The organism is Pseudomonas sp. 13B_3.2_Bac1, assembly GCF_025466205.1.
GTDB lineage: Bacteria > Pseudomonadota > Gammaproteobacteria > Pseudomonadales > Pseudomonadaceae > Aquipseudomonas > Aquipseudomonas fluorescens_H.
In genome coordinates this window covers 23,281-43,910 of the sequence record NZ_JANLOG010000138.1, presented here as the reverse complement: position 1 = coordinate 43,910, position 20,630 = coordinate 23,281, and the positions used below count along the sequence as shown (strand labels likewise).

Annotated in this window: 19 protein-coding genes; 5 read left to right on the top strand and 14 right to left on the bottom strand. The window is 60.3% G+C overall.

From position 1 onward, the window contains the following. Positions 1–62: 62 nt before the first annotated feature. Positions 63–1,250 carry a Na+/H+ antiporter NhaA gene (gene nhaA, locus NTD85_RS22490; protein ID WP_262143252.1) on the bottom strand — a complete coding sequence of 396 codons (1,188 nt, stop codon included), beginning with the start codon at positions 1,248–1,250 and terminating at the stop codon, positions 63–65. 169 nt (positions 1,251–1,419) lie between these two features. Between nhaA and NTD85_RS22485 the strand changes: the two genes are divergently transcribed. Next, on the top strand, positions 1,420–2,517 hold the full coding sequence (locus NTD85_RS22485; protein WP_262143253.1) for a PLP-dependent cysteine synthase family protein: 1,098 nt from the start codon (positions 1,420–1,422) through the stop codon (positions 2,515–2,517). A gap of 139 nt (positions 2,518–2,656) precedes the next feature. Here the strand turns inward: NTD85_RS22485 and NTD85_RS22480 are convergent, their stop codons facing one another. The 3 genes from NTD85_RS22480 to NTD85_RS22470 all read right to left on the bottom strand — a co-directional run bounded on the left by NTD85_RS22480 (position 2,657) and on the right by NTD85_RS22470 (position 5,680). After that, positions 2,657–4,270, bottom strand: a complete 1,614-nt coding sequence (locus NTD85_RS22480; RefSeq protein ID WP_135295099.1) for an NAD(P)/FAD-dependent oxidoreductase — start codon at positions 4,268–4,270, stop codon at positions 2,657–2,659. Between the two features lie 97 nt (positions 4,271–4,367). Further along, entirely contained in the window at positions 4,368–5,021 is a 654-nt protein-coding gene (locus NTD85_RS22475) for a COG3650 family protein (RefSeq protein WP_103485731.1), read from the bottom strand. Between the two features lie 59 nt (positions 5,022–5,080). Beyond that, positions 5,081–5,680 carry a short chain dehydrogenase gene (locus NTD85_RS22470; RefSeq protein WP_262143251.1) on the bottom strand — a complete coding sequence of 200 codons (600 nt, stop codon included), beginning with the start codon at positions 5,678–5,680 and terminating at the stop codon, positions 5,081–5,083. A gap of 103 nt (positions 5,681–5,783) precedes the next feature. On the opposite strand from NTD85_RS22470, the gene NTD85_RS22465 reads away from it, so the two are divergent. Then, positions 5,784–6,698, top strand: a complete 915-nt coding sequence (locus tag NTD85_RS22465; protein ID WP_103520434.1) for a LysR family transcriptional regulator — start codon at positions 5,784–5,786, stop codon at positions 6,696–6,698. A gap of 107 nt (positions 6,699–6,805) precedes the next feature. On the opposite strand, the gene NTD85_RS22460 is transcribed toward NTD85_RS22465, so the two are convergent. The 4 genes from NTD85_RS22460 to NTD85_RS22445 are packed head-to-tail and all read right to left on the bottom strand — an operon-like array spanning position 6,806 to position 9,261. Further along, on the bottom strand, positions 6,806–7,282 hold the full coding sequence (locus tag NTD85_RS22460; protein WP_262143250.1) for a DoxX family protein: 477 nt from the start codon (positions 7,280–7,282) through the stop codon (positions 6,806–6,808). Next, on the bottom strand, positions 7,279–8,043 hold the full coding sequence (locus NTD85_RS22455) for a DUF2063 domain-containing protein (protein ID WP_262143249.1): 765 nt from the start codon (positions 8,041–8,043) through the stop codon (positions 7,279–7,281). The genes NTD85_RS22460 and NTD85_RS22455 overlap by 4 nt, the downstream gene beginning before the upstream one ends. Then, the gene (locus tag NTD85_RS22450) at positions 8,040–8,927 is read right to left on the bottom strand and encodes a DUF692 domain-containing protein (protein WP_262143248.1); all 888 of its coding nucleotides are present in this window, start codon (positions 8,925–8,927) and stop codon (positions 8,040–8,042) included. The genes NTD85_RS22455 and NTD85_RS22450 overlap by 4 nt, the downstream gene beginning before the upstream one ends. A 25-nt stretch (positions 8,928–8,952) precedes the next feature. After that, a complete protein-coding gene (locus NTD85_RS22445) occupies positions 8,953–9,261 on the bottom strand; it encodes a DUF2282 domain-containing protein (protein ID WP_086803514.1) in 309 nt (102 codons plus the stop codon). A 301-nt stretch (positions 9,262–9,562) separates the two neighbouring features. Here NTD85_RS22445 and NTD85_RS22440 point away from each other — a divergent pair, with 301 nt between their 5' ends. Both NTD85_RS22440 and NTD85_RS22435 read left to right on the top strand, forming a co-directional pair. Then, entirely contained in the window at positions 9,563–10,936 is a 1,374-nt protein-coding gene (locus NTD85_RS22440) for a DUF2599 domain-containing protein (RefSeq protein ID WP_226501930.1), read from the top strand. A gap of 30 nt (positions 10,937–10,966) precedes the next feature. Further along, complete coding sequence (locus tag NTD85_RS22435; RefSeq protein ID WP_262143247.1) at positions 10,967–12,205, top strand: DUF2599 domain-containing protein; 1,239 nt, start codon at positions 10,967–10,969, stop codon at positions 12,203–12,205. A 182-nt stretch (positions 12,206–12,387) separates the two neighbouring features. Here NTD85_RS22435 and NTD85_RS22430 read toward each other — a convergent pair whose 3' ends face one another. The 5 genes from NTD85_RS22430 to NTD85_RS22410 all read right to left on the bottom strand — a co-directional run bounded on the left by NTD85_RS22430 (position 12,388) and on the right by NTD85_RS22410 (position 17,388). Beyond that, the gene (locus NTD85_RS22430; RefSeq protein ID WP_003222380.1) at positions 12,388–13,089 is read right to left on the bottom strand and encodes an ABC transporter ATP-binding protein; all 702 of its coding nucleotides are present in this window, start codon (positions 13,087–13,089) and stop codon (positions 12,388–12,390) included. Next, positions 13,090–13,857 carry a high-affinity branched-chain amino acid ABC transporter ATP-binding protein LivG gene (gene livG, locus NTD85_RS22425; RefSeq protein ID WP_003222381.1) on the bottom strand — a complete coding sequence of 256 codons (768 nt, stop codon included), beginning with the start codon at positions 13,855–13,857 and terminating at the stop codon, positions 13,090–13,092. It abuts the gene before it with no gap. Further along, a complete protein-coding gene (locus NTD85_RS22420; RefSeq protein WP_003222382.1) occupies positions 13,854–15,110 on the bottom strand; it encodes a high-affinity branched-chain amino acid ABC transporter permease LivM in 1,257 nt (418 codons plus the stop codon). The genes livG and NTD85_RS22420 overlap by 4 nt, the downstream gene beginning before the upstream one ends. Further along, positions 15,107–16,030 carry a high-affinity branched-chain amino acid ABC transporter permease LivH gene (livH, locus tag NTD85_RS22415; RefSeq protein WP_003222384.1) on the bottom strand — a complete coding sequence of 308 codons (924 nt, stop codon included), beginning with the start codon at positions 16,028–16,030 and terminating at the stop codon, positions 15,107–15,109. The genes NTD85_RS22420 and livH overlap by 4 nt, the downstream gene beginning before the upstream one ends. Positions 16,031–16,260: 230 nt before the next feature. Then, complete coding sequence (locus NTD85_RS22410) at positions 16,261–17,388, bottom strand: branched-chain amino acid ABC transporter substrate-binding protein (RefSeq protein WP_003222386.1); 1,128 nt, start codon at positions 17,386–17,388, stop codon at positions 16,261–16,263. Between the two features lie 352 nt (positions 17,389–17,740). On the opposite strand from NTD85_RS22410, the gene NTD85_RS22405 reads away from it, so the two are divergent. Beyond that, positions 17,741–18,046, top strand: coding sequence for a DUF2288 domain-containing protein (locus NTD85_RS22405; protein WP_003222387.1), 306 nt, complete (start codon positions 17,741–17,743; stop codon positions 18,044–18,046). Positions 18,047–18,342: 296 nt separating this feature from the next. On the opposite strand, the gene NTD85_RS22400 is transcribed toward NTD85_RS22405, so the two are convergent. Beyond that, positions 18,343–20,541: a hypothetical protein gene (locus tag NTD85_RS22400; RefSeq protein ID WP_103485739.1), complete on the bottom strand. Its 2,199-nt coding sequence runs from the start codon at positions 20,539–20,541 to the stop codon at positions 18,343–18,345. Between the last annotated feature and the right edge of the window lie 89 nt (positions 20,542–20,630).

Sequence of the window (20,630 nt, the reverse complement as noted above, 5' to 3'; positions counted from 1 at the left end):
CCCCCCCCCCCCCCCCCCCCCCCCCCCCCCCCCCCCCCCCACAACGAGCCCATTCACAGGTCCTATGCAGATGAATGTGCGTTATGGCGACTCGCCGCCGCCGTCACCGCATACCCGATCAACGCCGCCAGAATCGAACCGGTCAGAATGCCCATCCGATCCATGCCGGCGTAGTCGCTCACGCCCGGTTCAAAGGCCAGCGAGCCGACAAACAGGCTCATGGTGAAACCGATGCCGCAGAGGATCGCCACGCCCAGTACCTGACCCCAATTGGCACCTTGGGGCAGAGCGGCGATGCCGATTTTCACCGCCAGCCAGGTCAGGCCGAACACACCGACGGTTTTGCCCAGCAGCAAGCCGATGGCGATCCCCATGGGGACGTGATGGGTGAAGCTCTCGATGGTCACCCCACTCAGCGACAGCCCGGCGTTGGCGAAGGCGAACAGCGGCAGAATGCCGTACGCCACCCACGGATACAGCGCGTGTTCGAGGGTCATCAATGGCGAGGGTTCGGCATTTTTCGTGCGCAGCGGGATGCAGAACGCCAGCGTGACCCCGGCCAGTGTCGCGTGAACCCCGCTCTTGAGCACGCACACCCACAGGATCAGACCGATGATCATGTACGGGCCGAGCTTGACCACGCCGAGCCGGTTCATCGCCACCAGCGCTGCGATGCATGCCGCCGCCAGACCCAGCGACAGGCTCGAGAGCTCGCCGGAATAGAAGACCGCGATGATCACGATGGCGCCGAGGTCGTCGATGATCGCCAGCGTCATCAGAAACAGTTTCAGCGACACCGGCACACGCTTGCCCAGCAGCGCCAGTACGCCGAGAGCGAAGGCGATGTCGGTGGCGGTGGGAATCGCCCAGCCGTTCAGGGCGGGCGGGTTGTCGCGGTTAAGAAACCAGTAAATCAATGCCGGTACGACCATGCCGCCGACCGCCGCTGCGCCCGGCAGGACGATCTGCGACGGTTTCGACAGCTGCCCGTCGAGCACTTCGCGCTTCACTTCCAGACCGATCAGCAGGAAGAACAGTGCCATCAGGCCGTCGTTGATCCACAGCAGCAGCGGCTTGGCGATTTTCAGCGCACCGATCTGCGTCACCACCGGGGTGTCGAGAAAACCGGTGTACAGCCATGACAGCGGTGAGTTGTTGATGATCAGGGCGAGGATGGCGGCGGCAATCAATAGCAAGCCGCTGGCCGCTTCCAGCTGAAAGAATCGGGTAAAGGTTCTGCGCAGCGGCAAGGTCACTCTCCATCTACATGGCAAAAGGTCGGACACCCACTTGCACAGAGCCTAGCAGTTGGCGGATATATTGAGGCTCAGCTGTATCTGTGAGGCCTGTAGGTTTTTTCCTATGCTTGGCGGCTGAGCCAGTGACGAGGCAATTTCTGCCCGAATCAACGAGAGCATGATCATGAGCGACAACCGCCAGTGGGCCCGCGAAGCCATCCGCATTATCGAAGCGGACTTCCAGCGCAGCGCCGACACCCATCTGATCCCCTTGCCGCTACCGGGTTTCCCGGGTATCGAGTTGTATTTCAAGGATGAGTCCAGTCATCCCACCGGCAGCCTCAAGCATCGCCTGGCGCGGTCGTTGTTCCTGTATGCGTTGTGTAACGGCTGGCTCAAGCCCGGCGCGCCAGTGATCGAGGCGTCCAGCGGTTCGACGGCGATTTCCGAGGCGTATTTCGCGCGCATGCTCGGTTTGCCGTTCATTGCGGTGATGCCGGCGACCACCTCGAAAGAGAAGATCGCGCAGATCGCTTTCTACGGTGGCCAGAGCCATCTGGTAAAGGATCCGACGCAGATTTACGCCGAATCCGAACGTCTGGCCCGCGAGCATGGCGGCCACTTCATCGACCAGTTCACCTATGCCGAGCGGGCCACCGACTGGCGGGCGAACAACAACATCGCCGAGTCGATCTTCCAGCAGATGCGTTTCGAGCAACACCCCGAACCGAGCTGGCTGATTTCCAGCCCCGGCACCGGCGGCACCACCGCGACCCTGGGTCGTTACGTGCGTTATCGCCAGCATTGCACCCGGGTGTTGTGCGCCGACGCCGAGCGTTCGGTGTTTTTCGATTACTACCAGACTGGCGACGCGAGTCTGCGCCTGGATTGCGGTTCGCGAATTGAAGGCATTGGCCGGCCACGGGTCGAGGCGTCGTTCCTGCCCAAGGTGATCGACGCGATGGTCAAGGTGCCGGACGCCTTGTCGCTGGCGGCCATGCATTATCTGGCACAGCGTCTGGGACGGCATGTCGGCGGGTCGAGCGGTACCAACCTGATCGGCGCACTGATGGCGGCGCAACAGATGAAAGCGGCGGGGGAGTCGGGGTCGATCGTGGCGATACTGTGCGACGGTGGCGAGCGGTATGCCGACACCTATTACGATCAGGCCTGGCTGAAGGCGCAGGGCTATGAGCTGGAGGGGTTGATAGCGGCGGTGGCGGCGAGTGCCGAGAAAGGTGAGGCGCTGCCGACTTCAGTGCTGCGCGCCAATATCTAAAGCCAAACGCGGAAACCAATGTGGGAGCGGGCTTGCTCGCGAATGCGTCGGGTCAGTCAACATCTTCGTCGACTGACACACTGCATTCGCGAGCAAGCCCGCTCCCACAGGAGATTGCTGTTACTGCAAAACAGAGGTATCAGGCTTCCAGACCGAGAATGTCCCGCGCCACCGCTTCCGCGATGCGAATCCCATCGACACCCGCTGACAGAATCCCGCCCGCATAACCCGCGCCTTCACCCGCCGGGAACAGACCTTTGACGTTCATGCTCTGCAGCGACTCGTTACGCGTGATGCGCAGCGGCGACGAGGTGCGAGTCTCGATCCCGGTCAACACCGCATCGTGCAACGAGTAACCGCGAATCTGCTTCTCGAACGCCGGCAACGCTTCACGAATCGCTTCGATGGCAAAGTCCGGCAGCGCCAGGGCCAGGTCGCCCAGGGCCACGCCCGGTTTGTACGACGGCTCGACTTCGCCCAGTTCGGTCGACGGGGTGCCGTTGATGAAGTCGCCGACCAGTTGCGCCGGGGCCTTGTAGTCGCTGCCGCCGAGGATGAACGCGTGGGATTCCAGACGCTCCTGCAACTCGATACCGGCCAGCGGGCCGCCCGGGTAATCGACTTCCGGGGTGATGCCGACGACGATCCCGGAGTTGGCGTTGCGCTCGTTACGCGAGTACTGGCTCATGCCGTTGGTGACCACGCGATTCGGCTCGGACGTCGCCGCCACTACGGTGCCGCCCGGGCACATGCAGAAGCTGTAGACCGAACGGCCGTTCTTGGCGTGGTGCACCAGTTTGTAGTCGGCAGCACCGAGTTTCGGGTGGCCGGCGTACTTGCCCAGCCGCGCACGGTCGATCAGCGACTGCGGGTGTTCGATGCGGAAACCCACCGAGAACGGCTTGGCTTCCATGAACACGCCACGGCTGTGGAGCATGCGGAAGGTGTCACGGGCACTGTGGCCGAGGGCCAGAACCACGTGTTTCGAATGCAGGGTTTCGCCGCTCGCCAACTCGACGCCGACCAGTTGGCCGTCTTCGATCAGCACATCGGTGACGCGCTCCTGGAAGCGCACTTCGCCACCCAGGGCGCGGATCTCTTCACGCATGGTCTCGACCATGCCGGTCAGACGGAATGTACCAATGTGCGGCTTGCTGACGTAGAGGATTTCTTCCGGCGCGCCGGCCTTGACGAATTCGTGCAGGACTTTGCGACCGAGAAACTTCGGATCCTTGATCTGGCTGTACAGCTTGCCGTCGGAGAACGTGCCCGCGCCGCCTTCGCCGAACTGCACGTTGGACTCGGGGTTGAGCACGCTTTTACGCCACAGGCCCCAGGTGTCCTTGGTGCGCTGACGGACTTCGGTGCCACGTTCGAGGATGATCGGCTTGAAGCCCATCTGGGCCAGCAACAGGCCAGCGAAGATCCCGCACGGGCCAAAACCGACCACGATCGGGCGCTGGCTCAGGTCGCTCGGCGCCTGACCGACGAATTTGTAGCTGACATCCGGCGCCACGTTGACGTTACGGTCGTCGGCGAACTTGCCCAGCACCTTGGCCTCGTCGCGCACGTTGAGGTCGATGGTGTAGATGAAGCACAGTTCGGAGGACTTTTTTCGCGCGTCGTAGCTGCGCTTGAACAAGGTGAAATCGAGCAAGTCATCGCTGGCGATGCCCAGGCGCTGCACGATGGCGGCACGCAGGTCTTCTTCGGGATGGTCGATTGGCAGCTTGAGTTCGGTGATTCGTAACATGGCGAGGATCCGGATTCGCGGGGCGCACAACTGCGCCAGTGCGTTTGAAGGCCGCGATTATAAGCCGCAAAGGCCGGATCCGGTGAGGCTAAAACGCTCAGTCGTTACGCGATCCGCCGAAATACCCGCAACCACGCTCGACCTTGCCGTCGATGCGCAGTTCGGCGCTCATGTGCTGCACGCTGCCGGTGCTGCTGTCGACGCAGCGCTGCGGCGCGACCCACAACTCGATGCGCTGGTTGTTGGCTTCGCTGCTGAGGTTGAAGCGACCGTCGCCCAGTTGCTCTTCGACATAAGGCACGGCCAGTGCCGGCTGGCCTTCACGATCGATGACCATGCCCTTGCCGCTGACTTTGACGTTCCACTCGGGACCGTGGCCGGCGGCACGCAGGATCAACAGTTTGAAATTCGGGTCATCGCACGCGGTGCCGGAGCGCTCGACGCGATACAACTGGCCAAGGTCGAGCCGGTCGCCGGCGATCTTCCCGCGCACATCGGCAAACAGCTTGCCCTGCTGATCGGCGAGGGTCGCGGCCTCTTGCAGCACGCTGGTGCCGCCGATGTCGTTGACCACGTACTGACGCTGTTCGCCACAGGGCTGGAACACCAGTTTGCCGTCGGCCGCCGTCAGTTGCCCCTGCATCCGGGACTGCCCGACGTGGGATGCACTTTCACGCGGGCCATCGAGCAATTGGCAGGCGGCGAACAACGGCAGCAGGGCAACAACGATCAACGAACGGGCAACACGCATCTTCGGCTCTCCAGACAAGTGCCGCCACGTTACGCAGGCTGACCGTTGATCACAAGGGTTTAGCCCACGTGAAAGGTCTGACCGGTTTGCAGGCCTTCGACACTTTTGGCGTAGGCCAATGCCACATCGGCTGCCGGAACCGGCTTGTAGCCACGGAAGTACGGGGCGTAGCTGCCCATGGCTTCCAGCAGCACGGTCGGGCTGATCGAGTTGACGCGCAAGCCACGCGGCAATTCGATGGCGGCGGCTTTGACGAAACTGTCCAGGGCGCCGTTGACCAATGCTGCCGAGGCGCCGGAGCGGATCGGGTCGTGGCTGAGCACGCCGGTGGTGAAGGTGAACGAGGCGCCGTCGTTGGCATATTCGCGGCCGATCAGCAGCAGGTTGACCTGGCCCATCAGCTTGTCTTTCAGGCCCAGGGCGAAGCTGTCGGCGTTCATCTCGCCCAGTGGGGCGAAGGTCACGTTGCCGGCGGCGCAGACCAGCGAGTCGAACTTGCCGGTCTGCTCGAACAGCTTGCGAATCGACGCGCTGTCGCTGATGTCTACCTGGAAATCGCCGCTGTTGCGACCGATACGAATGACTTCGTGACGCTGGCTCAGCTCTTTATCCACGGCCGAACCAATGGTGCCGGCGGCACCGATCAACAGAATCTTCATGGGCTGTTCCTCAATGGGTTGAATGAGGTTTCAGTCTAGAGTGGTTTTTTCTGCGGATAAGCGCACTAATAGGCAACCTTTGGTTTTCAAATGGAAACAATCCATGAGCGAGATGGATGATCTGGCGGCGTTTGCGGTGTTGATCGAGGCCGGCAGTTTTACCCTGGCGGCGCAGCAACTGGGTTGCAGCAAGGGCCAGTTGTCCAAACGCATCAGTCAGCTGGAAGCACAGTTTTCCGTGGTGTTGCTGCAACGCACGACGCGCCGTCTGAGCCTGACTGCCGCCGGCGCCGCTTTGCTGCCGCAGGCGCAAGCGCTGGTCGTTCAGGTGGAGCGCGCGCGTCAGGCATTGGCGCGCTTGAAGGACGACATGGCCGGGCCGGTGCGGATGACGGTACCGGTGTCGCTGGGGGAAACGTTTTTCGATGGCCTGCTGCTGGAGTTCTCGCAGAAATACCCCGAGGTGCAGATCGAGCTGGAGCTGAACAACAGCTATCGCGACCTGTCCCGGGATGGGTTTGATCTGGCTATCCGCAGCGAAGTGGCCAATGACGAACGGCTGGTGGCCAGGCCACTGCTGGCGTGGCAGGAAATGACCTGTGCCAGCCCGGCGTATCTTGAGCAGTTCGGCGAACCTCTGAGCCCGCAGGAGCTGGTCGAGCACCGTTGCCTGCTCAACAGTCACTACAGTGGTCGCGAGGAATGGCTGTATCACCAACAGCACGAATTGCTGCGGGTGCGGGTGTCGGGGCCGTTCGCCAGCAACCATTACAACCTGCTGAAGAAAGCCGCACTGGCCGGCGCTGGCATCGCCCGTTTGCCGTCGTATCTGCTGCAAACGGAATTGGCTGATGGTCGGTTGCGCTGGCTGCTGCGCGACTTTCAGACGCGCCGGATGCCGATGTATCTGGTGCATCCTTATCAGGGCGGTTTGCCCAAGCGCACGCAAGTGCTGGCGGATTATCTGATTGGCTGGTTCAAGCGCAGCGGCGAGGCGCTGGATCGCCTTCAGCACTAACTCATTTCCTGAAGGAGTGAGCCTGCTCGCGATTGCGTAAGCAAATCCAACAGAAATGTTGGCTGGATTACCGCTATCGCGAGCAGGCTCACTCCTACAGTTTGTGGTTAGCTGGCAAAACGTCGTGCGATCAGGTGATCGATCGACAATCTCCCCGGCCCGGTCGCCATCAGGTACAGCAACACCGCCGCCCAGGTGCCGTGGGTCGGGTAGGCATCGGGATAGACGAACACCTCGATCACCAGCGTCATGCCCAGCAGCGCCAGCGCTGAAAATCTCGTGGCGAAGCCGATCAATATCAGCACCGGAAAGAAGTGCTCGGCGAACGCCGACATGTGCGCGGCGATTTCCGGTGACAGCAGCGGCACGTGGTATTCGCTCTGAAACAACGGAATCGTCGAGTCCGCCAAATGTGGCCAGCCGAGTTGCAAGGTGCCGTCGATCAAATCGATGGCCAGCCCCTCGACCTTGGTCTGCCCCGACTTCCAGAACACCGCGGCAATCGAAAACCGCGCGATGAAGGCGATCAGGCTGTGGGGGATTTTTTCCATGAGCCCGATGGCACGAGTGATGAGGTTGTTCATGGCGATACCTTGTTGTTCAGGTCGGTGATGGCGTTGTGGCCGATCAGCAGGGCAAGGATCTGCGGCAGATCGAAGGGTGGGCTGTTTTGCGCAGCTTGCAGCAGCGGTTGGTGGTTGAGCAGGTGGCGGATAAACACGCTGGCGCCGTGATCGAGGGCAAAGACCTCGACCTCGACCTCGAGTGCGTTGCGCAGCACCAGTGCGTGTTGGCCTTGATGGACGTCGATGCCCGCCAGCGTCGCGTCTCCTTGATGCGCCGCCCAGATCGAAACCACCGCGTAGGCCGAATCGAGCAGGTGCAGCGAGGGATGCAGGGCGATGGTCAGTTCGGCCAGTGTGTGCGGATCGGCCAAAGCGGCGCTGATCTGTTGCGCATTGATCGCCAGCGCATCGGCGGCGTGATAGGCGCGGGTGCGCAGGCGTTCGAGCCGTGCGACGTCGGCCAGATAAGGGACGCCGGCCGCCGGTTCGAAGGCGCCAATGAAGTCCGCCAGACCGTCGCCGTAACGGCTCATCAACGGACTGCGCGGCGGCTGCTGCTGGATGAAAATGCTGGCCATGCCACGGAAAAATTCCTCGCCGACCAACTGCTGCACCACCGGATAACTGTCGGCCAGCGCGTTGATCAACGAACCTTGCACGTTATTGCGATACACCGAGAATCGGCTGGCGGGATCAGCACCGTTAACGCTGCACAGGCCAGCGGGGCAGGGCCGGCGAGTGTCGAGCAGGGCGGCGCTGAAGTCGGCTTGAGTGCTCATGGCTGACTCCCGGCGTGCAGCAATAATGCTTCGGCCTGCTGCGCCTCGGCCAGCAGCACATTGAACGCCGGAACCTGATTGTCCCGTTCGATCAAGGTTGCCACCGGGCCGATTCGTTCGAGCGCCAGTCGGTACAACGCCCAGACCGCGTCATCAATCGGCGCGCCGTGATCGTCGATCAGCAAACGGTCGCCGAGGCTGTCGGCATCTTCGGCGAACCCGGCCAGATGAATCTCGCCGACCGCGTGCAAAGGCAGCGCGTCGAGGTAGGTCCGTGGATCGCGTTGATGATTGACGCACGAGACGTAGACGTTGTTGACGTCGAGCAGCAGACCACAGCCGCTGCGGCGGATCACCTCGGTAATGAACTCCGGCTCATCGATGGTCGAGCGTTCGAAGCCGAGATAGGTCGCTGGATTTTCCAGCAGCATCGGGCGCTTGAGGCTGGTCTGCACCTGGTCGATATGCGCGCAGACGCGGTTCAGGGTCGGAGTGTCATACGCCAGTGGCAGCAGGTCATTGAGGAACACCGGGCCGTGGCTCGACCAGGCCAGGTGTTCGGAAAAGGATTGCGGTTGATAGCGCTCGATCAGCGTTTTCAGGCGTTGCAGGTGTTGAGCATCCAGCGACCCTTCGGCCCCGATGGACAGCCCGACACCGTGCAGCGACAGCGGATACTGCTCGCGGATCAACCCGAGAAAATGATGAAACGGACCGCCGTCGACCATGTAGTTTTCGGCGTGGACTTCAAAGAAACCGATGTCCGGTTGGGTGCCGAGCACTTCAACAAAGTGCCCGGTCTTGAGCCCCAACCCCGCGCGGGGCGGGAGCCCGCAGAGGGCTGCCCGAGTGCGCGGTGGGACAGTTTCGCGGGTGGTCAACATGAGCGTCACTCGGGCAGGCAATGGTTCAGGACTTGGCTTTGAAGGCTTCCATCTGACCGAAACCGGTCGGCGAGGTCTTGCTCTCGGTGGTGGTGCAGGTGCCTTTTGGCACGAACTTCCACGAGTTGGCCTGGTAGTCCATCTTCGCTGTGCCGGCACAGGTGGTGCCTGCGCCCGCGGCGCAATCGTTGTGACCCTTCATGGCCACGCCGAAGCATTTTTCCATGTTGCTGTTATCGGCGGCATTGGCGCTGGAAACGGCAGTCATGCTCAGGGCGGAACCAAGAGCCAGAACCAGGGCAGCGGCGGACAGGGTGCGAGTGGTAGTCATGATGTTTCTCCAGATTTGAGCTTGGGTTTTACAAGCGAAGTGCGCTTGCTTACCCCACTAGAGAACGCTCGTGGCGATGCGTTACAGCGCAGTGCAAAGTTTTTTCGAAAAGATTTTCGAACACTGCAATCCACTGTGGGAGCGGGCTTGCTCGCGAAGGCGGTGTGTCATCAAACATCAATGGCGTCTGACACTACGCCTTCGCGAGCAAGCCCGCTCCCACACTGGATTGTGTTCATTCCCGCCTGTTCTATAGTCATCTCAACGGCCTCTGTCACAGGCCGATTTACCAGGACGGTATCTCATGACGAAGGATCGCTCAGCCCACGCTGTGTTATGGCGCAGGACTTCATCTTTTGCGCTTGCCTGCACGCTGCCCTTGCTGTTCGGCACGGTTTGCGCCCAGACGCAGGTTGATCCGCTGGACACGCTCAAGCGCATCAACAGCAACTACAACACCCTCAAGGACGCTTGCCAGGAACCCGATACCGGTGCTGCGCGCGGGCTGTATTACTGCAGCGGCGTGACCTTGCGCATGGTCAATGACGGGCCGTTCAATCCGTGGGATTACAGCCCCTATGCGATCAAGATCGGCGCGACGTCCTACTCGTGGATCCGCAAGGATCTGAGCACGCGCATTCTGATTCACCCTGCCGGTTTCATCCTGCGCACGCCCACCGATGCCGCGGCATTGAAGCTGCCGGTCAAAGAGCAGGGCTTTACCTGCATCTATGCGTTCGATGGCGGCACCGGGCCGGAGCGCAAGTGGTATGGCTGCGGTTTCTTCGACAGCCGCGAACCGCCGCGCGCGGCGCAAGGCACGATGAACAATCGCAATGCCGCACTGGCTTATGGCACTTGCGCGGAGGCCGGTGTAACCACCGCCGAGCAGTGGACGCAGAAATACACCGGGCTGATGAAGGGGCCGATCCAGTACGGCCAATGTTCGTGGAACGCGGAAAAACCCAGCGACTGGCACGCGATGATCCGCGTGCACGAGTCGCGGCCGAACACCACCAACAAGGATCCTTTTGCCTTCAGTGCCCAGGTCAACGAGTTCATGTTGAAGAACGCTACCGCGACCAACGATGGCAGCGAAAACATGAAGTACATCGATGCCTTCATCTACAACGTCAACAGCACGCAGAACTTCGCCACCCGCGGTGATCAGGCGCCGCCGAAACCGGAGAACGGCCTGAACAGCGCGCGCAATTTCCAGAAAAAACTTCAGGCTCAGGGCTACAGCGTGCCGATCCTGCGCCTGGATTTCACCAAGCCTGCAGAGCAGCGCTTCAGCTATGTCGCCGCCGATCAGGCGATCGACGAAATGGTGGTGGGTGGCGCCCCGGTGCCGCAATACATCGCCTCCGCCGACTGGATCAAACGTTACGACCCCGGCACCCGCAAGGATGAATGGAGCCTGAGCATCGTGCCCACCGCGGCGGGGCGCGCCTTGCCCGGTGAGCAAGTCGGCGCTCTGTACGATCAGTTGTTCGCCCTCAAGGGGCCGGACAGCAACTGGCGCGACAACGAAAAGTCCGCTGGCAGCATGCGTCAGCAACTGCGCTGCGTGCTGGTCAATTACCGCAACAAGACGCCATGGAATCTGGAACCGTTCAGGCCGGCGTTGTCGGACAGCGAGACTCGCGCCGCGGGTTGCAACCCGGTTCCGCGTTGAGTGTGTTGGCTAATCAAGGAGATGCTAGCCATGAAGAAACGTCTGAACAGGATCGCCCCGTTGCTCGTGTTGCCGCTGTTGGTGCATGCGGCATGGGCCAGCGCCGAGTCATGTGACGAGACGCTGAGGAAGGTTGAAAAGCTCTACAACAACACCGTCGACAGTTGCGGGCAGGATCCCGCGTCGGACTGCTCAGGGCTGCTGGTTCGCGGCACGCACCGCGCCGATCCGGCCAAAGGGCAAAAGTGGGACGTGTGGAATCCCAGCCCGAAAGCCGTGGAGCTGGGTACGTTTGCTGCCTCGTTCATGCGGGCCGACGGCATCAGTTATGAAGACCCTGGCATGAGCACACAAAACGGCTACCTGATTACGCCCCGGGATCTGGTGAAAGACCCCGAGACGCCAGTGCACGTCTACTGCGCGTTTCCCAACGATGCCTGGACCGACTTTCGCAACGACCGTGGCTGTGGCGACAACAAGAACACCGCCCCGACCGAGGCAGTCTGCCAGGCCATGAAGCCACCTATCACGAGTCCGAGTGCCTGGGTGGCGCACTTCACCCAATTCAACAACAACCGCCAGCAGGACCAGTTGCAGTGCGGCTTCAACATGCGCAATCCGATGAGCAGCAAGGAGCGGGTCGACGCCTTTCGCAATTTCATGGGCGCGCGCAAGGTCATCAACAGCCGCGAATTTCAGACCCAGACCGAGCTGCGCCTGGGCAACCCGAAAACCGATGAACTGCCGATTCTGGCGTTTTTCTACAGCGATCAGCGCGGCTTGAATGATGCCTTGGCCAATCAAAAGGATTACAAGGCCAAGACCGGCAAGGATCGCAACATCATCAAGATCGACTTCCCGAAAACCCCGGTCGCCAAGGCCACATTCTCGTGCATTCAGACCTCGACGCCGACCGCGCCAAAATTCTGCGACAAGTACATCGAGTCCAGCACTTGGGTACAACGTCCCGACCCGAAACTGGGGCCGAACACCTGGTCGCTCGCGGTGGTACCGACCGCATGCGGCCGGGCGATCAAGGATGACCAGACCGACCGGATGTTTGCCGAGCTGTACAACAAGCACAAGGACGATCCGCAGTGGCGCGAATACAGCGTCAATGGCGGGTCATTGCGGCGGCAGATGGTTTGCCATCTGGCAGCTACCTACGAAGGCAAGCCTGTGAGGAACAAGCCTGAGTGGAACCTTGAGCCGGCACGGCCTTATGTCGATCAGGCCACCGCTGTAGCCCAACACTGCAATCCGTACTGACGGCTTTTGATTGTGTGGGAGCGGGCTTGCTCGCGAATGCGATGGATCAGTCAGCACATAGGCTGAATGTAAAATCGCTTTCGCGAGCAAGCCCGCTCCCACAGGGGATCTGTGTTGGATTCAAACTATCTGCCAGGCACAAAAAACGGCCCGAAGGCCGTTTTTCTGTTCAGTGAAAAGCCTCAACCGCCGAGGTACGCCTCGCGCACTTTCGGGTCGGTCAACAGGGCTTCACCGGTGCCTTGCATCACCACGCGGCCGTTCTCCAGAACGTACGCACGGTCGGCGATTTTCAGCGCCTGGTTGGCGTTCTGTTCGACCAGGAACACCGTTACACCGTCCTTGCGCAGTTGTTCGATGATGTCGAAGATCTGCTGGATGATGATCGGTGCCAGGCCCAGCGACGGCTCGTCGAGCAGCAGCAGTTTCGGCTTGCTCATCAGCGCACGGCCGATGGCAAGCATCTGCTGTTCGCCACCGGACATGGTGCCGCCGCGCTGGTTGAAGCGTTCTTTCAGGCGCGGGAACAGGCCGAGGACCTTGTCCATCTGCTCCTGATAGTCGCCCTTGTCGGTGAAGAAACCGCCCATCGACAGGTTTTCTTCGACGGTCAGACGGGCGAACACCCGACGACCTTCCGGCACTACGGCGATGCTCTTGCGCATGATCTGCGACGAGTCCTGGCCGACCAGTTCCTCACCCATGTAGCGGATGCTGCCGCTGTGCGCCTGCGGTGAACCGCAAAGCGTCATCAGCAGCGTGGACTTGCCGGCACCGTTGGCGCCGATCAGGGTCACGATCTCGCCCTGACGGACTTCGACGTTGACGCTGTGCAGGGCCTGGATCTTGCCGTAGAAGGTGGAAACGTTTTCGAACTGCAGCATTTACGCTTCCCCCAGGTAGGCTTTGATCACTTCAGGATTGTCGCGGATCTGATCCGGCGTGCCGTCGGCCAGAGGCGTGCCCTGGTTGATCACGACGATGTGGTCGGAAATGCTCATGACCAGTTTCATGTCGTGTTCGATCAACAGCACGGTCACGTTGTGCTCTTCACGCAGCACGCTGATCAGCGCCTTGAGGTCTTCGGTTTCCTTCGGGTTCAGGCCGGCGGCCGGTTCGTCGAGCATGAGGATCCGTGGGCGGGTCATCATGCAGCGGGCGATTTCCAGACGTCGTTGCTGACCATAGGCCAGGGTGCCGGCGGTACGGTTGGCGAACTCTTTCAGGTTGACCTTTTCCAGCCAGTACTCGGCATATTCCATGGCCTCGCGCTCGCTCTTGCGGAACGCCGGGGTCTTGAACAAGCCGGCCAGGAAGTTGGTGTTCAGGTGACGGTGCTGGGCGATCAACAGGTTCTCGACCGCCGTCATGTCCTTGAACAAACGCACGTTCTGGAAGGTGCGAACCACGCCCTTGAGGGCGATCTTGTGCCCCGGCAGGCCCTGGATCGGCTCGCCGTCCAGCAGGATGCTGCCACCCGATGGCTGGTAGAAACCGGTCAGGCAGTTGAACACGGTAGTCTTGCCCGCGCCGTTCGGCCCGATCAGCGCCACCACTTGTTTTTCCTTGACGGTCAGGGCCACGCCATTGACCGCCAGCAAGCCGCCGAAGCGCATGCTCAGGTTTTCGACTTTAAGGATCTCGCGGCTCATTTTCGCAACTCCATGTGTGGGCGTTGCATCGGCAGCAGACCTTGTGGACGCCAGATCATCATCAACACCATCAGCGCACCGAACATCAACATCCGGTATTCGCTGAACTCACGCATCATTTCCGGCAACAGGATCATCACCACGGCCGCGAGAATCACGCCCAGTTGCGAGCCCATGCCACCCAGCACGACGATGGCGAGGATGATCGCCGACTCGATGAAGGTGAACGACTCCGGTGTGACCAGACCCTGACGGGCAGCGAAGAAGCTCCCGGCGAAACCGGCGAAGCTTGCCCCCAGGGTGAACGCCGACAGCTTGATGATCGTCGGATTCAGGCCCAAGGCACGGCAGGCGATTTCGTCTTCACGCAGCGCTTCCCACGCGCGGCCGATCGGCATGCGCAGCAAGCGGTTGATGATGAACAGCGCCGCCAGTGCCAGCACCAGGGCCACCAGGTAGAGGAAGATCACCTTGTTGATCGAGTTGTATTCGAGGCCGAAATATTCGTGGAAGGTTTGCATGCCTTCCGCCGCTTTACGTTCGAAGGTCAGACCGAAGAACGTCGGTTTCTCGATGTTGCTGATGCCGTTCGGACCGCCAGTGATATCGGTCAGGTTACGCAGGAACAGACGAATGATTTCGCCGAAACCCAGGGTCACGATCGCCAGATAGTCACCGCGCAGACGCAGCACCGGGAAGCCCAGCAGGAAGCCGAACGTCGCCGCCATCAGACCGGCAATCGGCAGGCAGATCCAGAAGCTCAGGCCGTAGTAGTGCGACAGCAGCGCGTAGCTGTAGGCGCCGACGGCGTAGAAACCGACGTAACCGAGGTCGAGCAGACCGGCCAGACCGACGACGATGTTCAGACCGAGGCCGAGCATCACGTAGATCAGGATCAGCGTCGCAATGTCCACCGCGCCACGGGAGCCGAAGAACGGCCACACCAGTGCACCGAGGATCAGCGCAATGATGATGTAGCGTTGGGTGGTCGGCAGGGTCAGGAAGTTGCTGGCCTTGGCCGGGATCAACGGCAGGCCCGGCGAGGATTTCCACGCCTTGCTGATCTGCTGGTTGAACAGCACGCGCAGGAACATCAGCACCGAGCACACGGCGATGGTCGCCAGAATGGCCGGGCTGGTGCCATGCACTTCGAGGTTGATGCCGACGATGGTCAGTTTCAGACCGAGTACCGGGTAGGCCACGGCCCACACCAGCAAGGCACTGAACAGTGCCTGTTTAAGATTCCTAGTCATACTTTCTCAACCTCCGGACGGCCCAGAATGCCGGTCGGACGGAACAACAGCACCAGAACCAACAAGCCGAAAGCCACGACGTCCTTGTACTGGTCGCCGAAGATATCGGCGCCAAAGGCTTCCGCCACCCCGAGCACCAGCCCGCCGAGCATCGCGCCGGGGATGCTACCGATCCCGCCGAGTACCGCAGCGGTGAAGGCCTTGAGGCCGACGAGGAAACCGGCGTTCGGGTTGATCACGCCATACTGCATGCTCAGCAGCACAGCAGCGACGGCTGCCAGCGCAGCACCGATGACGAAGGTCAGGGCGATGATGTTGTTGGTGTTGATGCCCAGCAGGTTGGCCATCTTGATGTCTTCGGCGCAGGCACGGCAGGCGCGACCCAGGCGAGAGCGGGAGATGAACAGCGTGAGGCCGAGCATGGCGACCAGGGTCACCACGAACACCACGATTTGCATGTAGGAAATCAGCACTTCATGTGCGCCACCTGGCCCGATGGAGATGTTGCCGGGGATCAGGTTGGGGATGGATTTGTCCTTGGAGTCTTGCGCGAGCAGAACCGTGTTCTGCAGGAAGATCGACATACCGATCGCGGAAATCAGCGGGATCAGACGGTTGCTGCCGCGCAGGGGGCGGTAGGCGATCCGTTCGATGCTGTAACCGTAGGAACTGGTGACGACGATGCTCGCGATGAACGCGGCGGTCATCAACAGCGGGACGTTGTCGATTCCCATCATGGCCAGCCCGGCAATGGCGATGAACGCCACGTAGGAGCCGATCATGTACACCTCGCCGTGGGCGAAGTTGATCATTCCAATGATGCCGTAAACCATCGTATAGCCGATGGCAATCAGGGCATACGTGCTGCCAATGGTCAGGCCATTAACCAGCTGTTGGAAGAAGTGATAGATGTCAGGCATTACAGCGCTCCTAAAAACCTGATACGCATTTCACTGGTGGAGTCATTTTCCCGCCCGGCCCCGTGGATCTTTATCCACTTCGAATCCGGGTTTTGCCAGCGAACCGCTGATGACGGTTTTGAGATTTTCAGGTGGGGAGACTGGCGGATCACGCCAGCGCGGCCCATACATTCGTAAAACAAAGCCCACGGCACGCCGTGGGCTTTATTGGCAGTCAGTCAGGGCGCGCCTTACTGAGGCGAAACTTCAGTTTTCGGTTTGCCGAAGTGCCACTCGTAAACCACAAATTTGAAGTCCTTCAGGTCGCCCTTGGCGTCGAAGCTCAGGTCGCCGGTAGGGGTCTTGAAGGAGCCTGCGTGAATGGCTGCGGCCACTTTGGCCGGGTCTTCGGATTTGGCTGCGGTGATACCGCCGGCAATCACTTCAACCGCCGAGTAGGAAGGGAACACGAACGGGCCGCTCGGATCTTCTTTCTTCGCCTTGAAGGCATCAGCCAGGGCAACGTTGGCCGGATCCTGGTCGAAGGATTTCGGCAGGGTCACCAGCAGGCCTTCGGAGGCGTCTTTGGCGATCTGCGAAATGGAGTCGTTACCCACGCCTTCCGGACCCATGAACTTGGCTTTCAGGCCTTTTTCCTCGGACTGACGCAGGATCAGACCCAGTTCCGGGTGGTAGCCGCCGTAGTAGACGAAGTCGACGTTGGCTTGCTTGAGTTTGGCGATGATCGAGGAGAAGTCCTTGTCGCCGGCGTTGATGCCTTCGAATACCGCGACTTTCACGCCGTCTTTTTCCAGCGTCTGTTTAACCGCGGTGGCGATGCCTTCACCGTATTGCTGCTTGTCGTGCAGTACAGCGACGACTTTCGGTTTGACGTACTTGGCAATGTAGTTACCGGCGGCAGGGCCCTGGGCGCTGTCCAGACCGATGGTGCGGAAGATCATTTTGTAACCACGGGCAGTGATGTCCGGGCTGGTGGCAGCCGGGGTGATCATCACGATGCCTTCGTCTTCGTAGATGTCCGAAGCAGGCTGAGTGGAGCTGGAGCACAGGTGACCGACCACGAACTTGACGCCGTCGTTGACGACCTTGTTCGCGATCGCTACGGCTTGTTTCGGATCGCAGGCATCGTCGTATTCAACGGCTTCGAGTTTCTTGCCGTCGACGCCGCCCTTGGCGTTGATCTGCTCGATGGCCATTTTCGCGCCACTGAACTGCATGTCGCCGTATTGGGCTACAGGACCGGTCTTAGGGCCGGCGATACCGATCTTGATGGTGTCAGCGGCGAACGAATGGCTGGCAACCCCGGCCAGAACCATAGCGGCAAACAGTTTGGAAATCTGCTTAGTAGCCTTAGTCATAGTGCTCCACTCTTACTGTTGTAATTTTTTTGAGTTCTGGCGCCGTAGCAGCAGAACCGGGTCAGATATCTTTGCGATACCCTCCGGAAATGCCCCCGGCAACTGTACCGGTACAGTGTAGAGCGCCGGTTGTTAGCCTGGGAAGCTGGCGCCAGGGGGCAAAACTTGTGGGTGTCGCATTTTTGAATGAAAAAGACAGAATTGCGGCGGGGCTTTCCTGGGGCTTATGCCCCAAACAGCAGCATTCCTTGGCGTTCCTGCTCTTTTCGTTCGGTGAAGCCATTTGCAACCGGGTTTTTCTGCCGGACCACCCACGTTATCATTCGCGTCGATTTCTTTTCCGGACAGTCCCATGAATCAAGAACCTAGCACCCTCTATGCCAAGCTGCTTGGTGAAACCGCATCTATTACCTGGAAAGAGCTGGAGCCGTTCTTCGCCAAGGGTGCCCTATTGTGGGTCGACCCGGCGCTTGATTTGATCGCTGCCGCCGAGGCCGTGGCATCGGACGATGGCGAGAAAGTCGCCACCTGGCTGGCCGAAGACAAACTCGCCAAGCTGTCTGAAACGCGGGCGCTGGATATTTTCGAGCGTGATCCCAAGATGTGGGCGGTGGTGGTACGGCCGTGGATTCTGGTCCAGGAAAGGGCGCAGGTCTGAGCGCTCGCACCTTGATGGTGCGCGCCTCATGCAAAAGAAAGTGTGTAGCCGAGTAGCGTGATGGCACGTTGCCGTAGAGAAATGCCACAAGCGTGGGTGGCCTCACGGTGACGTAAACGTAACGGGAACAGTTTATTGAGCAGCCTGAGGGCTGCTTAATTGTTTCTGGATGTTGGAAGGGCTGCAATCTGCAGTGAATGTGCCGACCCCTTCGCGAGCAAGCTCGCTCCCACAGGGGAACGCATTTCAAATGTGGGAGCGAGCTTGCTCGCGAATTGGGGCGACTCGATCTTGGATCAGACCGAGTAAGTCTTCCCGGTATGGTTATTCAGGGAAATAACCTTGGTCTTGCCGATCCGGTGACGGTAGATCTCGCGCAGGTACTTGATCGCTTTCTTCACGCAATCACGCGACAGGCGAATGTCGTTGATCGAGACAAACTTGTCCTTGTCGTTGATCAGCTCGCGGTACTTCTTCTCGTACATCGGCTTGATCGCGTACCAGTTGGTGTCGAGGATCTTTGCCGGGTTTTCGAACTCGTTGAGCAGATCGTCGATACGGTCTTCGTCGAAGTCTTCATTGATGATGAAGTCGAGGATCGAGTTGTCCAGGGTCTCGTCGAAACGGTACGGGGTCTTGGCGAAGCAGCGCTTGATGAACGCCACGATCAGGGTCAGGAAGTCGTCCGACAGGCACGGGCTCTTGGCGATCAGGGTGGTCAGCGACAGGTTGGCCGAGGCACCGATCACCAGCGCATAGCGCTTGAGCGTGGTGTTGGGGAACAGGCTGTTGAGGTGGGTCTTCAACCGGTTCAGGTCCATGTACGACAGCTTGTAGTCCTTCGGCAGCGAGACGATCGAGACCACCGACGAGCAGTTCTTGAAGAAGTGCAGGTCGTGCAGCGCGGCGGCGTCGTAGCCGGAATTCTTGTACTGCTCCAGCGAGGCGCGATAGCGCTTGGATTCGATCGGCAGCAGGCTGATGCCTTCGATGGCCTGGGTAACTTTGTTGAAGTGCGGCAGGTCGATCGAGCGGAAGAACAGGTCGTCGATGTTCAGGCGCTGCGGCTCCTTGTCGAACACCTTGAACTTGTCGCTGCTCGGCGGCGGGGTTTCCGGCACCACCGATTCGGCGTAGGCAATCGCCACCGGGCCGGCCAGACTCATGAACAGGTCGTTGGCGTCCAGGCGAATGGTTTCGCCAATGTCGATGCCGGCGCGACGGAAGTAGTTCTGGTCGTAGTCGGTGGTCACCGCCTGCGCCGTCAGAATGTTGAAGATTTGCTGCGAGATGTACTGGTTGGCGTGCTTCTCCATCGCATTGACATCAATGTTCTGGATGTTGCCGTCATCGCTTTCTTCGGCGTAACGCATGATGTCATTGGAGATCAGCATCATCGCGTTCCATGGGCGGATACGGCCCATGACGCTGGCTTCGCTGCTGTCTTCATTGGCGAAGTTGTAGGAGAAATCCCATTCTTCCGACAGGTATTTGCACAGCAGGCGGCCGGCGTTGATGTGCAGCGCCTCGGACATTTCACTGCGGTGGTCGGAAATGTTCGGCAGCACGCAGATGCCGCTGGTGAAGATCGGCTCGAACACGAACGAATGCCCGCTCTTGCCGTCGTGCTCATCCATCGGCTTGGTGTCGAACGTCTTGTTCATGTACGAGTGCTGCTGGGCCAGACCGAACTCCGAGGCCATGCCCGAACCGGTACCGCCGCCGGCACTGAAGATCGAGAAGTACAGGCGCGACTGGTTAGCCTTGATGCCGCAGCTGTCGATCAGGTACGAGTGGATCATTTTCCAGTCAGGGCTGGAGAAACGCTGGGTATCCTTGTTGAGGATGATCTTCGCCAGATACTGGCCGAGGATCGGCGCGTTACCGGCGCCACCGGCGTGGACTTCGGACAAGTCCATGATCTTCATTTTGCTGTAGTCGCGCAGGAAGCCGCTTTTCTCGCCCTTGCGCGAGAAGCGGATGCGCCCGGCGATATCCTTGTCGAGGTCACCGAGCATCACCAGCGGTTCGACGAGGAACACCGGTTTGCTCGATTTGTTCGGGCCGATCCGCAGGTTGTGCTTGATCCACTGCGCCGGACTGTAGCCCTTGTCGGCCAGACGCCGATCCGCCGCACGGTCTTCGTTGTTGAATTCGTTGAGGTAGAACTTGCGCGCGTTGTACACCAGCTCCGCGACGTCGAGGGCGATGTTCGAGCCGCAGCGACCGAGGCCGATCAGGCACACCGAGGGGAATTCCTGGTCGTTGTGCTGTTCGTTGTCGCCTTCCAGGTGCGGCGGGCGCGGGAACACCAGGTCACGCAGACCGTCGAGGTTGTCGAGGATGCGGTCGGTGTTGGTTTCGGTGTAGTACAGGTATTGGTGAGTGCCCAGCGGGCGCGAAGGAGGCAATGGCTTCATCGGAGCCGGGCTGTTCGCCGCAGGGCTCAGGGTCAGATCGGATACCGCAGTGGCCGGATTGTTTTTAGAAGTCATTGTGCGCCATATACCTGGACAGGGTTGGCTCGGCGACCGATGTCATCGAGCCTCACGGAAAGAGGATCTCGCGTCTTTGACTGCGCGTA